We start from the raw sequence: 14,310 nt of genomic DNA, 5'->3' as shown, positions 1-14,310 counted from the left end.
CTGCATTTCTAATTCTTCAAATCCAGTTCTGTTCATTGCTATTCGGTTTGATTGTTATGCGGGGGCAAAATTACAATCAAGCCATAGGACATGCAATGTGTATTTCTTAGAATGCTTACTAAGAATGTATTACTATTAATTCAACAATGATATAAGGAAGGTGGATTCTCCCCTCCCTTATATCATTGTTGAATATTACTCAATAATTCCTTGCAAGAATTTTATATCAGACTCTTGTAAATCATGTTTTTGTATAAAGCCCAACCGATATTTTAAAATTCTTTTTAATTTAGTTTTTCCACCTCCCGATAAAGCAAAATAGTTGCTAGAATAATTAATATCACGAATTTTATTTATATATAAATCATAAGAGTCTTGAATATCATATTTTTCGATAATATTTTTTAATATATCAAATAAGACAGAAATTCCTATAGTTTTTAGAATTACACTGTTTTCTGTAGCATTATCCCATAAAATAGTTTTTACTGACCAAAAGTATTTTTCTAATATTGAGTACAATTCATCATCTTTTGAACTTATATATAGATACCTAAGTACAGGTCTATTGTTATTAGAAAGTATTTGTCGTGTTTTGTCTCCCCATATACTATTTCTTTTCATTGCTAGCATATCACGATCTTTCTGTGGATTACTAGAAATCAAACTCATAATCCCTTCAACCATTGCAGCTGTAGAAAGAAGCCATTGCTCCCTATTTACAATCTCGTCTATTTCAGAATACAATGGTGCCAATTTGATTTTTTGATATAAAGGAGATTTCTTGCTAAAATTAAACTTTCTTGTAAGATATACAGCTAACTTTTCTGGAGACCATGTATTTTGAGGTTCATTTTCAACATCATACCCAAATAGTTCCAAAGCCAAACTCTTATCTACTCGTTTTTGATTACCATTAATTGTCGCAAACAAGTATGCTTGATAAGGATTGGGTAGATCAAGAAAAATTGAACAAACTAATTCAATTTCTTTACAACTGGAGTCTGCATAATTAAATGCATTCAAACGATGCTGACCATCAATTATTAAAGAAGAAACTTTATCAGGTATTACAAGGTTAAAAACATCTGTTGTATTAGTTTTTTCAACAGTCCATCTATCATCATGTTTTTCAACAATACCACCATCTCTATCAATGTTAGCAGCTATTAATATTGATGTAGGAAAGCTCATCTCATCAGACATAATAAAATTAGCTATTGCTTTCAAACGTTTCGGATCTAATGGCCTCTGATTTCCTTTTAGTTTGCCATCTTTATCATACCTTGCAACAGATGAGGTAGAAATTCTAAGTAAATCTCCAGCTTTAATTTTTGCTATGTAAAATTCGCCTAATGGTTGCTTAACTTTTATTGCACTTATAATCATATTATTCATCTTTAATTAAACTGTTCAGGACTTCCACCTAAGGCATTTTCTCCAATATTCTTGAAACTATCATTGTCACGATTCTGATACCACCAAAGAATACACGATAAAATATACGCTAAACAAGACAATATTAGGGGGAAACAAATAACTTCATTTCCTAAAAAAATTACTACGAAAATAGTTAATACTATAGACAGAACAAGAGCGACTAAATTCCATAGCATTTCTGAGAGATTGGATTTTTTCCCTCTTAATACAATTATTTTTTCAGCAGTTGAATATCCTACAGTGGATACCACAATTGTAATTAATCCTATAGAAATATCATCTAATGGCCATGCATGATTTGTTAAATAATAACTAATACTCGGAATAGTCAAACCTAATGTCCCTAATATTATATAGAACACTCCAAAGAATAAAATTTTTTCTTTCATAAATTGACCTCTCTTCCAAAAATTTCTTGTTTAACCCATTCCAAATCATTAGTAACTGGCTGATCCTGCATTATTTTCATTATATAATAAAACCCACCATTAGCATATTCATTTATCAAATCAATAGCTTTTGTTGGTTCTTTCATAATATCAAGAGAACCTGCTTTGGCAATACACATACACAATAATGCTTCAGCATCTTTTTCGCCACCACCATTACACATTGTATTCAAACTAAAAGGACGGTCAGCAATAGGAGACTGTAGAGGTCTACGTTCATTGTGTATAAAACCAACAACTGCAGCCCATACAAAACATTGCCAATGATAAGAAAATACATTGTAGGCACCACCTTGCTTATTTGAGAATTTAAGGATTACATTATCCTTAACATATTGTTCAAATGAAAATCTAATTTCAAATATATTTTCCATGTTGCCTTATTTTAAGATTGTTATTTGCGTAGAAACTTCGTGTTGTCCACGGTTAGAATCTCCACTATATATCTTGCTCTCCAAATTGTAAATTCTCGACACATTACTTTGATTCTGCAAATCAAGATATTTATCACTTTCCAAATCCACATCTTTTGTCAACACAATGGATTGACCAAATATATCTTTAATACCAAGCAGATATTTATGAGTAGTCTCCAAATCGAAACTAGATGTTGGAGCGTCACTTATAAACGGATAATAAGTACCCATAGCCTCTTGATTCAACGATAATAAAGCATTTATGATACTCATCTTCTTTCTATCCTCGTGGCTAGTATTAAGACCCGCATCAAATTCGATAGAGTAGTCTTCACCTATTTTTACATTACCTTTGTATCCGTTATCATGCTCCGTAAACTTCGCGTAAAAAAGATTTGCCCTTTCTTCAATTTTATGAAGCAAATCTTTTCTTGCATTTTCCTGGACCCTCTTGCAGATATCTTCTAGGAATGTTGAAATGTGTTTCCATTCTGTCTCTGGAACTTTTGCAACAGTAGTATCTTTTGCTCCTAATTTTTCCAATTCTCGTTCAGCAATACGTAATTCACTCCTGTAATTACTAAGTGTCTGCTTGGAAACATCCAACTTTCGTTGTATAGTTTCCAAATTACTTCTGCTTGCTCGAATTGAAGAATTGATAATACCGGCTGTCTCTGCTTGGGTTACAGGATCTACACCATGCTTTTTCTTTATATCTTCTATTTGCTCATCCAATTTACGTTTTTCATCTTGCTTTCTTCTTCGCTGAGCCATATATCTTTCCAATTCATCTTCACTATCTTTCCATTGTTTGTCAATTTTTGACAAAGAAATCAGTAATGAATCTGGATAATCTTGAATCTTACCAACAAACATGTTAAACTGTTTAGAAAGCTGCATATTGCTGGTATATTCTTCCATTTCTTTTAAGTACTCTTCCTGTAATCTTAATCGTTCTGTGATGTAGTGGTATGGGGCATCATTTTCAGAGAATTCAGTGCCACATACAAAACATTTCTTATCTTTAAGTATCTCTTCTAATTTTGAGCGACTAGGATTATCTAGATACTTCTTTTCTGGAACAGTATACTCTTCCTCCTTGTGCTTTTCAATAATTTCTTTACATTGTTGAATCATTGGTTCAATTCCACGAAGGACCCACAAAGAAGGAAGTTTCTCTCTTTGAAACTCATCTATACGAGTCGTTTCTGACAATAATTTATTTATCTCGTTTTCACAATCCTTGTATTTCTTTACTAACATTGAATAGCTCGCTAATCCAGAAATCTTTGTTTCTCCATCTGCTAAAGCTATCTTAATAGTCTCAATGTGAGTCTCAAATTGCTTTTTGTTCTCTTCTTCTCTGGAAATCTTATAGTTTAAGTTGTCAATGGTTGATAATAACCCCTTAACGCTTGAATTATGTTTATTAACCTCTTTTAATTTACGGCTTTCAATTCCTGTAATCTTCAATTTAGACTTGCTGATTATTTCAGAAAGTTTTTCGTAATAAGGAAAATATGAAATATGCTTAACAGCAGCTTTTAATGTTTCTTTATTTCTGAAGTTTATAAGACTTTCGAGTGACTCTCCTTGAAACCATATATAGTTTCTAATACCATCTGGGAATAACTCATTAATTTTATCTTCAGCTAATAAATCATTAAGCACTTTTGTTCCTGTGGTGGAATCAAAAGAAACCTTCAGCATATTACCTCCTACTTGCCAAGCATCATTAGAGTCCCATTCTTCTCCTTCAAGTCTTAATGCACTGACAGAGCGCTCTATTATATAATCATTACCCTTATCGTCCTCAATTTCAATTTGTACTGAGGCTCTAATTTTATCGTTAATTTGTGCTTTGAATAGAGCTCTTTTATTAATGAACTCATAACGTTGCATTGCAAATTTGGCAGACTGAGGCAAGTTATCTGTAGTACACCAACCGATACCCGTGATATATATTTTACCGAACAATACCCAGTAAAAGGCATTGAACAGTTTGGACTTACCTTTTCCTCCATTACCTATGATTAGATTCAAGCCTTTAGAAAACTCTATTGTTTGACTCTCATAGTATGATTGAAAATTTTCGATAGTAATATTTCTGATAATCATAACTTTTCGTATTATGAGTTACATATATTCTTAATATTGGCAATATACTGATTTGTTAATGCATCTGCATCTCCAACACTTGTTGATAGTTCTGTCAGCATTTTGGCAACTTCTTTTGCTTTTTCAAAGTTAACAGTAACTTTTTCAGCACCAGATTCAACTGTTTGATTAATTTCTTTCTCTATTGCCTTATACATTTCGTCTTGTATAGCCATAGTATTATTATTTATAGTTATTATTTTCTTCTTCAAGCATCTCAAATAAATCTATTCTCAAAGCCTCACAGTAATTTTTTAAATCTCCATACAAAATATCTATTTGATTGTCAGCGAGGGCAGCAAAGTTTACAATACGTTTAACTTCACTAATGAACATATTGCGTTCTATACCGATAGAATCATTCATCACATTTGGTGGCGTAACAATCAAATCCCATATTTTCGCCTTATCTTTTCCTTTACTTTTTCTTAGTACGCGTCCACGACGTTGAACAAATTGACGAGGATTACCTGTACTTGAACAGAATATCGCATGTTCCGCACGTGGAATATCAACACCTTCATCCAAACACTTCATTGAAAGCAAAATTTGAATATCTCCTTCTGCGAAACTTTTCAATATGCTTGGAGCATCATCAAGTCCACTAATGTATTTATGATAACTGTACCCTTGATCCTTAAACATCTGTGCATACTCGTCTATTATATGAATATCTTCTTGATCAATGTTATACGAATCTCTTTCGGAGTAATCAGGCTCATATCCCTCAGGCACAAAAACAAAAGTATAATCAAGTTTACGCTTTTGTTTTAGGTCTTCTAGTAAATTAGAAATCGCTACTTTCTTATTTCCAGCCTTATGTATAATTCTTTTACGCTTCAGCAATAATTTCTCGGCTTCGGGTCGATATTTTCCTGTATCAGGATCTATAAACTTCCTTAACTGAGTTGAGATATATTCATACTCTTCCATTTCAGAGTCTGTTAACTCAACAAATATGGGGTAATAATCATAATGGCATAATATGTTTTCTTCTATTGCTTGTTTCATTGTATATCTATATGTATACTCTGGTGGTCTAGAATTGAAGAACTCATATAATTTTTCAGAGCCTATATCATCATATATACGTTCAGGTGTTGCGGACAAGCCTATACGCCACTGTATATTATGGGGTAAATGTTTTAATGAACTTGGAGAACCTATATTGTGTGCTTCGTCAGCTACATACATAAAGGTTTCTAGTCCCTTAACCTTATTAATAAACTGTTGTATATCCTTGCGGTTAAATGTCGCATATGTCGTTATGATAATAATACTCTTTGATTGATCTAATAAACTTCTTGTTGTATATCGACTCAAAGTGTTCTTCCAATCTTTATCCGTATGTGTGGATATAATATTTTGGAAGTTAAAAGCTTTTGCCTCTTTTTCCCATTGAACTGCTAATGCTTGAGTAGGTACGACAATTATTGCTTTATAATAACCATTCTCTTTATATTGCTTTCTCAAACAATTGAGAGCTGTAACTGTCTTGCCAGAACCTGTTGCCATAGCAAAAACACCTTTTTTCCCATTGTTAATCCAAGCATTATATGCATTAATTTGGATTGATCTTTCTTCTGGGAATGGGAAACGGGGTTCCTGTTCTTTTAATTCAATCTTATCTAAAAGCCTTTGAGATAGTGGTTTGATATAAGTATTACTATACGAATTATCAGTTCGCAAATTTACGCTATTGTCTAAAAGTTCTTCAATAGCTATTTTGGGGAACTTTTCACAAATTATGGTTTTAACATTGTCAATTGGTATATGGAGCAAATGGGGAGTATCATTTTCCCATGATCTATCAAATAATGTTTGATATTCTGCTATTCTTTTATTGTCATCTGGAGATGTAAATACAGTGATTGTCTCACCATTTAATTCTAATGCTGATTGTGAGAAGTTCGCAGATCCAATAAATGCCACCTTGCAGCCTTTTTCATCTGTAAATACCCCATACTTGTCATGACCTAATCCACCTTTAGTTGAGATAGTCGCGATAAATTCAATTCTGTTAATAGAAATCAAATATGACAAACAGCGAAAGAAATGTTCATCTTCTTTGGAAAGTGTCTTTGTTAACTTATCTATATCAGATAGAACACGGCACTCGAAGTCCTCAATCAAATGTTTTTGTCCATTTTCGATAGCCTGTTTATCTTCCTTGCTTAATATATGGTTTATGATAACACGCATTTTGCCTCCATTCGCTATGAACAGGGCAAAACCATATGCAAGGCTTCTTATTCCACTAGATGAAAAGAATCCCAAGCCTAAATCAAAAGCTGAGCTTTCAATTAGTGCTTCAGTAAAGAATTCTTTTGGCTCATCATATCCAGAAGAATAACTATGTTTAAATTTCACATCTTTCAACATAAGATATCTTCTAATCCATAAGTTATTTTATCAATCAAATAATCATATCCATTCAAGTTTGGATTATCTCTCAACTCCTTATTCATTAGTTGCAATCCATCATCAATATGCAACTTAATATATTTAGGAATATCTTTATCTGTCTTATATAAACCGTACTTTACGCATATAAGGCCTATATAGTAAGGCAAATTGCTTCCAAATAAAACATTCTTACTATACTCCTTACCTTGTGAATCAGCAATGTCTGATAATGATAATTTACGATCTTTTGATAAGGAATAAGTCAAAGCTATACGCGCAATAATATTCTCTGCGCCCAAGTTAAATTTACGACTTAAGTCTGTAACAATATCCTTATTAATCTTTGATGTTTTTATCGATGTAAACATAACTATGATAGTGTTTCAAACAATTTATTTGGAGTAATCTTTTTAAATGAAGAACATCCATTCTCATTTTCGATTATATAAACTTCATTAACATTAGGTAATAGTACATTGTACTCATCCTCCGACAACTCTTTTCCAAGTAATGGGAAAATAACTACCTGCTTCGACACACTCGGATAGAACTTTGTGATAACATTTCGTGAGTGAATACTATCAAATTTTTGTAGAGGACTATCAATAAATACAGGGAATTCTATTCCAGACTCTTCAACCAAAGCGTTAAGAATAGCCGTTGCATACAACTGCTGCTCTCCCTTTGATAATTTCTCCTTACTAATAATCTCTCCGGCCTTATCCAAAAGCTCTATCTCAATAATATCATTTTGTAGGTCAATACGCACACTGTGTATAAAATCCGCCTTGTGCATCAACACATCTATGCCAGCCATAATCTTCTTCTCAAGAGAAAACTTGCGCTTAGCTCTTAACTCAAACAAGAATGTCGTTAACTCACTGATAAGTCGCTCCGCTATTAAATCCTTCTCTTTATCAGCCTTATCAACGCGAACATGTTTCGCAACTTCTGACAACTGTTTTTTTAGGACTTTAATATCCTTGTTCAATGTTCCTATTTGCTCCGAGAGATGGCGGGTTTGGATATCTAACTGAACCAATAACTCATCAACTTCTGCTTTACGCATTCGTATCTCCTTGATATCGGCATTTCCATCATCATACTCTGCCTCGACAATCTTTCGCTGAGTTTTTGCCATGAATAGAGCATTGTTCTTAATATCCTTTACTAGCTGCTTGAATAAGGTGTTGAAAGAGTATCTGATATTGTCAAACAAAGCCTGAAACTCATTTGATTCACTATCATTAAAGTCAACTAACACCTTAATAGCTGTCGCATCTTCCACCGATGTTTCAACGATATTATTTGCAAAGGCGTCTGCGATAATCCTCTCAACAGCTTGCTTTTGAAGTTCTGTAAGCTTAAGTTCAGATACTCCTTCTGTAATTTGAGTCTGTGTTAATTGAAGGGCAGCATTTATGGCAGCACGACTGGCAACAGTCGTTTTAATTTTCTTCTCGGCAATAACCTGCGTCATTAGGTCTGTGAACAATTTACCAGAAATAGCAAATGGAGCAACATCTAACATCTCGCGTAATTGACTTTTTAATTTAGAGTCCTTCTCTTTCAATGCAATAAGCAACTCTTTTTGTTTCTTGAGGTCCTCTACACTAATAGCATTACCTTCACGAATAAGTCGCTCTTGTAACTGAACGGCCTCTGCTCTATACTGCTGAATCTGATTATCAACTCTTTCTCGTTCCTCTTCCTTTGTTCTAATTTGCGCCTCCAAATTATCAACTCCAGCTTGAAGCCTATCCAATTTAGCTTTACTTGCTGTAGAGCCTGCACTCTTTCGGAATTTGAGACGAAGATTCTCAAGATTTCTCTTGATGTCTTCATACTTCTTTATACCTAAAACCTCGCTATAAGCCGTACTCAATCGACGTTTTTCATCAATTGATTTTACTTCTGCAAGGTTTACAATCTTTTCAGCATCAAAGAAGAAAAACTTTGCAATATCCTTTGAAAGAATAAAGTCATTGATAAAGATGTCGTAGCCAACGTCTTTTGCTAATTTATTTACCTGTCCATCAATTAACACATCAACGAATTCAGTATCTAAGAAGTAGTCATAGGTTCGTCGAATTGTAATTGTACGACAAGGGATAGATGGAATAAATATATCCGAAATACTTATCTCAACATAATACTGCGCATCATTCTTAATATATTCGCTTTCCGAAGAATAACCGTGCTTTATAATCTGTTTTCGCACTTCAGGGCTTACTTCATATGTATTTACAACACTTGCTAACTCTTTATGCAAGCTTTGGCGGGCATAGTTCTTATATCCTTGAGCATCATTGATATCGCGTCTAAACTTTTCATCAACATCGACCATTAATTTGCCATATAGACACCATACGAGGGATGTGAGAAATGTTGTTTTACCAAAACCATTGTTGCCGGCGACAAGAAAGATATTCTTGGCATCCTGCTTAAAAGAGGTTTTGTTATGCCCCTTGTATGCTCTGTAATTATGTAATATTATTGACTCTATAAACATTGCTTACTGCTGGTTGAGGTAGTTATCTAATCGTTTCTCAATATCGCCTTGTAGGCCATTATTATTCATCAAAATAGTCTTGCTCTTTTGAAGCGATACCAAATCATTTATCAAGTGATAATCTTCAGGATGTTCTGCACAAACCTTTTCAAGGATTAATCGTTCTTGGTACTGCATATTTTCAAGAGGCATATTTCGTTTATACACCTCATTGTAAATATCCGTTACTTTTGGCGCAAAAAATCCATCTCGATACCAGTTAATTTGAATCGCAACAAGTTCTTGATTTGAAATCAACTCCATATGCGGCTTTATTTTCTGCATATCGCGCTGCAATTCCAATAATTTACGGAGCATCTCACAGCGATACTCAAAAGTGTAATTACCTTGATTATGACCATCAGCATCTTGAGCAGCTTGACCGTTTCTGCGGGTTGCATACCTATTTTCTGAAATATTTCGCCCTGCAACCATTTCGTCTCGATATTTTAATAAAGGAGCCATCCATTGATTGCCATTGTTAATAAGGGCCATCATTGACTTGTCTTCCTTTACTACGGTGCAAACCCAACAACCAAATCGACTCTGCCCACATGAAGGCTGTGTCTTATCCGTAATTACAGTAGGACACTCATAATCATCTGCTGTGGCATCAGCATATATTTGGAACAACTTCTTATTGTCATAGCCCCAAGGTGATGGCTCATTGTTGAGTATATACCATACCTCTTCCAGATATAAATCTTTAATTGGAGGATATGTGTATGTATTGGGGTTCAATGGATGTTTGGTTAAACGTTTTCCCTTGATTTCGTGACGACGAATCGATTTCGCACGAGTAGCACTCTCGGAAAGACGAGTACCAATAAGAACAATAGCCTCTCCCATAGCATCTACCTTATCAAGAATGAACTGCGTAGTAGGCTTAATCTTTAATCGATCAGTACACCATCTAAAGGTATTATTTGGAACAGGATATCCCTTACCTAGGAAGCTAATCCAGAAACTATCCTCTAATTTTGGCACTGTTATTTGGACATTGATAGGTAGTTTTTGTTCAATAGCAGCAATACGGATACAATCCAATACCTCAACGATATAGTCTGTAATAATAGGATTTTCCACTAGGGTGTCATTATTTACAACATATACCTGTCGAACAAGAGCCGTATCGCCTAACTCTTCTCGTATAGATAGCAAGGCTCTCCACACTAATGTTAGTACAACCGTACTATCTTTTCCTCCACTAAAACCGATAATCCAAGGTATATTGTTATCTTTTTCAAGATATTGTTCCTTAATATCATCAATTATATATTCAATGCGTTTCGACATTTTATATTACTCTTTCTGTGATTTTAATAGTATACGAACATCAACATCTAACAAGATCGCAATTTCTTGTAATTGAGCGATTGATGGTTGAGATTTATTAGAACACCACCTCGAAATGGTATTCTCTGATTTCCCCATTTGTTCAGCTAACCATCTATTGGTTTTCTGTTTCTCAACAAGTGTAACTTTAATTCTATTCATCACTATTTGTTGATTATTCGACATATTAATTCAATTTATTGATAAAATATCTACAAAGATACACTTATTTTTTATACAGAAGGACATTTTCGTTCGATTATAATAGTCATTTACATAACTTATTCTTTTTGGGATACACTTTCACGTTTTTTGAGACTCAAATCCTGCAAGGCATTTCCCATTGCACCTTCTTTTGCGAGAAAAAAATATCATCATCCAGTTGAAACACATAAAGTACTCTAAGATAAATGCCTATTACCTCTGTTGACATCTTTCTCTATGTGGGAAACCGTAAGGCGAACAGATGGCACGTTCAATAAATCTGAGCAATACTGAGATTTGTACGTAGTCAAGCCTGCCTGAGCTGCTTATCCACTATCTGCATCTTCTGCTTTAACTCTCTTGGCTACTTGGTATCCATTGTGCTTTTTGTCATAGCTCAACATATCATATAATATATAAATATGATAGTTTTACTTTATTTTATGATAGGTTACGGAAATAAAAATATCTTGACTTATGATGAGTCATTGATAAATTCACTAAATTTGCACTGAATTTTATGTTATCATGTGGAAGAAATCATTTAAGCAAACAATAAAGGGTTCAATCTGGAAATATACGATAGGAAGTTTAAGTGCAGGATTAACAGTTCTTCTCATTGGGAAAAATTTTCTTGATATGACAGTTGAAAAATCTGTCATATTGGGAATTTGTTTATTTATTGCGCTGTTTATCTTACGATATGCCTATTTTGTCTTGAGAAATACTATAATTTTCATTCACAATGCCTATGTTGATTCCATTTGGGGCAAAGCTATTGTTGACTTAAAAGATGCTTATTCTGAAATTCATTTCATAAGAAAGAAGGAACGATTTGATGATAAGGAATTCGTGGAAACAATGATAGTATTTTGTGATACACTAAAAATAATCTTTGACAGGAAAACAAAAGCAAATTGTTGCGTTTCAATAAAAGTTCCTACAACTGAAGATGAGCAATTGGAAACGATTGAGGTTAAAAATTTATGTCGTGATACACATCATACTAATAGAGACACATCTCAATACATGTCTATTAAACATAGCATAATTGGCAATACTCCATATCGTAAAATTGTTAATAAAATATTAAAAGGCAATCAGAAAAATTTAGCATATGTAAATAATGACATAGAACATACCCCTGATTATGATAATACAAGTATAGAATGTTATTCGGATGGCATTCTTCCTTACAAGAGTGAATTGGTTTATCCTATAATTCCGATAAAAAGCGTTAACTCAAACAATATGAAAATGAAAGGTTTTATCTGCATTGATTGTGACCAGAAAGATAAATTTGATGAAAATAGATATGACATTCCTATGGTACAAGGTATTGCCGACGGTTTATATGATTTATTTGTAAAACGGAATAATAATAGGAATCATGGATAAAGTAGAAATAAAGAATATCGGATTTGAAGTATTGGAAGATACTGGTACAGAAATTGTGTTAAAAAGAGTGCTTAAGCGGGATCATAATAAAAAAAGTAGATATAATGAAGAAATGGCTCTTCCCAAATTATCTGTATCATATTTTAACAACCATGATTTACAGCAACTTCAAAAAATAGCTATCGAAGTAACGAAAAATATAGTAGAAAATCGTAAACAAAAAACCTCTTTTTTCGTAAAAGTAATCGCAGCTATAAGAAAAAAACGGTGATTTTTATAACAATATTATAAATTTATAGTGTTCAAAGTTTAGTTATTAAAATGAATAAAAAGATGAAATCCAACATTACGCCCTACACTACAACATCAGAAATATCCTAAATGAGTTTTATCTTGTCTATACTAAACTAAGGTCTTAAACTTTGATAAAGAATACAATATTTCCAGCTATTATACGTTATATTCGCAAGGGTATAAAGAAAAAGCTGCCGTCATAGTGCCAAAATGACAGTAGCTTTGATAAAAACTCATGACCTTGTTGCAGCAAGGTTGAAGTGGGAAGCATAACATCATTACTTACCGTGCTCGTTCTTATTATATAATGGTGTTTGACCGTTATGGTTGGCCATATAGGTTTTTATCCTATCGGTTTCCCACTGAGAAGCACCATCAAGAGTAGAAACATTTCCGACTATTCTCATTTTGTCGAAATCTTTATCTTGATGGTGTTCCGCTTCCCTTCTTTCAGGGTCATCGGTTATCCCAACATACTCCACTCTATTTCCTTTGGTAAGTTCATACTTATAAGTATCGTCAAGAATGATATATTGGATAATAAAGCTGGTGAAATCTCGTTCCAGGACCCGATTTATGCCTATTGGTTGAAGAGTGAGTACTTTAGAATATAATAATATAATATGCAAAAGAGAATAAAAGAACATCTGGCAGAATATAAACTATCTGTATTAAGAATATTCAATAACGGGATATGGAAGCAAAATAATAAACAATATGCCCATGTTCTACCAGAAAATCAGTATCTTATGAATTTAATTCAGGGAGATTATTATAAAGATTTATGTAAAATTACATATAACATAAAACTTCATCGTGATTTTCACCATCTGAATTCTTCACAAGCACTTACAATCAATCTTTTTGGCCCAATGCAGCTTGAAAAAGATTTCAGCATATTACATGATAACGGCATTGAAGTCTCCAACAATACAGCTAGTTTGTTTGAGTATGAACAACCTGACGGTACCGTATTTGATTTTTATATTAACAATGGAGTGAAGAATATTTATTTCGAAGTAAAATATACTGAGGAAACATTTGAGACAAAAAGCAACTCGAACAACGATAACTCTCGATGGTATAAACATTATCAGCCATCTATGGATAAAATACTGAAGGATAATACCAATGCTAAAGATTTATTTTTCTCACAATATCAGTTGTGGAGAAATATTGTTCGCATAAGCAACAACGATACAGTTGTATTTGTCTTTCCTGTATCAAGAAAGGATTTAGAAGCAGAGGTCAATAGCGCCATTGAAAAAGTTAAGCCTGAATATGCGAATAATAGAGTTTATGTAAATTAGTTATGATAGTTCCAAGGGTTGATTTTAATTCTGAGATTATGCAGTGCCATACATGTGGAAAAGATGTTTTCTACAAAATTGTTTGCCCTGAGCCTGCACTCGTCTTTGACGATGCGCATGACTTTCGCGCTTCCTATGACATGTTCTATACGCACCCTGATGGCGGAAACTTTCTTATTGTATTCCTTGTCCTGCCTGGAAAGCTCTTTCCCTTTGGGCTTCTTGACCGGTTGTATGATTTCCACCCCCTCAGGCTCATAGCCTTGGTATCCCGTATCTTGATACAAGGTGCAAGGCACAGGAAAAGAATACATTGTGTCAGCCATCTTCTTGTCGTGGGTCTTGCCCGA

14 protein-coding genes and 1 pseudogene are annotated in these 14,310 nt (G+C 33.6%); 3 read left to right on the top strand and 12 right to left on the bottom strand.

Translation table 11 applies throughout. The annotated features are described in order from the left end of the window. Nucleotides 1-195: 195 nt before the first annotated feature. The 11 genes and pseudogenes from B5F25_RS19395 to B5F25_RS22570 form a co-directional block, all read right to left on the bottom strand. Nucleotides 196-1,389: a DNA phosphorothioation-associated DGQHR protein 1 gene (locus B5F25_RS19395; protein WP_087251535.1), complete on the bottom strand. Its 1,194-nt coding sequence runs from the start codon at nt 1,387-1,389 to the stop codon at nt 196-198. A gap of 11 nt (nt 1,390-1,400) precedes the next feature. Further along, complete coding sequence (locus B5F25_RS19390) at nt 1,401-1,829, bottom strand: hypothetical protein (RefSeq protein WP_087251534.1); 429 nt, start codon at nt 1,827-1,829, stop codon at nt 1,401-1,403. Further along, complete coding sequence (locus tag B5F25_RS19385; RefSeq protein ID WP_087251533.1) at nt 1,826-2,263, bottom strand: hypothetical protein; 438 nt, start codon at nt 2,261-2,263, stop codon at nt 1,826-1,828. The genes B5F25_RS19390 and B5F25_RS19385 overlap by 4 nt, the downstream gene beginning before the upstream one ends. Before the next feature lie 6 nt (nt 2,264-2,269). Next, a complete protein-coding gene (locus B5F25_RS19380; RefSeq protein WP_087251532.1) occupies nt 2,270-4,423 on the bottom strand; it encodes a DNA sulfur modification protein DndD in 2,154 nt (717 codons plus the stop codon). Nucleotides 4,424-4,434: 11 nt separating this feature from the next. Next, nucleotides 4,435-4,638 carry a hypothetical protein gene (locus B5F25_RS19375; protein ID WP_087251531.1) on the bottom strand — a complete coding sequence of 68 codons (204 nt, stop codon included), beginning with the start codon at nt 4,636-4,638 and terminating at the stop codon, nt 4,435-4,437. A gap of 7 nt (nt 4,639-4,645) precedes the next feature. Continuing rightward, nucleotides 4,646-6,844 carry a DEAD/DEAH box helicase family protein gene (locus tag B5F25_RS19370; protein WP_087251530.1) on the bottom strand — a complete coding sequence of 733 codons (2,199 nt, stop codon included), beginning with the start codon at nt 6,842-6,844 and terminating at the stop codon, nt 4,646-4,648. Next, nucleotides 6,838-7,236 (bottom strand): DndE family protein, encoded by a 399-nt coding sequence (locus B5F25_RS19365; protein ID WP_087251529.1) that lies wholly within the window; start codon nt 7,234-7,236, stop codon nt 6,838-6,840. The genes B5F25_RS19370 and B5F25_RS19365 overlap by 7 nt, the downstream gene beginning before the upstream one ends. A gap of 2 nt (nt 7,237-7,238) precedes the next feature. Further along, nucleotides 7,239-9,380, bottom strand: coding sequence for an AAA family ATPase (locus tag B5F25_RS19360; protein WP_087251528.1), 2,142 nt, complete (start codon nt 9,378-9,380; stop codon nt 7,239-7,241). Nucleotides 9,381-9,383: 3 nt separating this feature from the next. Beyond that, a complete protein-coding gene (gene dndC / locus B5F25_RS19355; protein ID WP_087251527.1) occupies nt 9,384-10,715 on the bottom strand; it encodes a DNA phosphorothioation system sulfurtransferase DndC in 1,332 nt (443 codons plus the stop codon). Between the two features lie 6 nt (nt 10,716-10,721). Continuing rightward, nucleotides 10,722-10,940 carry a helix-turn-helix transcriptional regulator gene (locus B5F25_RS19350; protein WP_087251526.1) on the bottom strand — a complete coding sequence of 73 codons (219 nt, stop codon included), beginning with the start codon at nt 10,938-10,940 and terminating at the stop codon, nt 10,722-10,724. Between the two features lie 95 nt (nt 10,941-11,035). Continuing rightward, nucleotides 11,036-11,301, bottom strand: a pseudogene (locus B5F25_RS22570) (transcriptional regulator). Between the two features lie 185 nt (nt 11,302-11,486). On the opposite strand from B5F25_RS22570, the gene B5F25_RS19340 reads away from it, so the two are divergent. From B5F25_RS19340 to B5F25_RS19325, 3 genes are all read left to right on the top strand, one after another. After that, entirely contained in the window at nt 11,487-12,356 is an 870-nt protein-coding gene (locus B5F25_RS19340) for a hypothetical protein (protein ID WP_087251525.1), read from the top strand. Next, nucleotides 12,349-12,627 carry a hypothetical protein gene (locus tag B5F25_RS19335; RefSeq protein WP_087251524.1) on the top strand — a complete coding sequence of 93 codons (279 nt, stop codon included), beginning with the start codon at nt 12,349-12,351 and terminating at the stop codon, nt 12,625-12,627. Before B5F25_RS19340 ends, B5F25_RS19335 begins: the two co-directional genes overlap by 8 nt. 646 nt (nt 12,628-13,273) lie before the next feature. Next, nucleotides 13,274-13,960, top strand: coding sequence for a hypothetical protein (locus tag B5F25_RS19325; RefSeq protein WP_087251523.1), 687 nt, complete (start codon nt 13,274-13,276; stop codon nt 13,958-13,960). On the opposite strand, the gene B5F25_RS19320 is transcribed toward B5F25_RS19325, so the two are convergent. Continuing rightward, on the bottom strand, nt 13,957-14,310 hold a 354-nt coding region (locus B5F25_RS19320), incomplete at its 5' end, for a transposase family protein (RefSeq protein ID WP_140406989.1). The genes B5F25_RS19325 and B5F25_RS19320 overlap by 4 nt on opposite strands.

The sequence above is a fragment of the Bacteroides sp. An19 genome, from assembly GCF_002160215.1.
GTDB lineage: Bacteria > Bacteroidota > Bacteroidia > Bacteroidales > Bacteroidaceae > Phocaeicola > Phocaeicola intestinalis.
Note: the sequence above shows the minus strand (reverse complement) of the source record. Positions and strands in the feature narration are given on the sequence as shown.